Raw genomic sequence first — 258 nt, 5'->3', positions numbered from 1 at the left:
ACGCCCAGGAGTGGCCGGTGTACGGGTCGAACGTGCGGCGCTCGGGGAAGTAGCTGCTCCGGCCGCTCGTGGCGAGATCCGCGGCCAGCAGGTTCATCACCGGGGCGAGGCGCCTGACGGCCGACGGGTCGTCGGTCGCCAGCGCCCCGGCGGCGTAGAGGAAGTACCCGTAGTGGAAGTGGTGGTCGTTGAACTGGTCGGACCCGAACGACGCGGTCAGTCCGACGACGCCGCGCATGGCCGGGTCGTACACGAAGC

1 protein-coding gene is annotated in these 258 nt (G+C 70.5%); it reads right to left on the bottom strand.

The window, feature by feature from the left end:
* Nucleotides 1–258, bottom strand: a 258-nt coding sequence (locus AC1RPV_RS08015) for a glycosyl hydrolase (protein ID WP_481764239.1), incomplete at both ends; no start/stop codon positions are given.

The organism is Dellaglioa sp. CoH-55-MRSF-9 (genome assembly GCF_056782155.1).
Note: the sequence above shows the minus strand (reverse complement) of the source record. Positions and strands in the feature narration are given on the sequence as shown.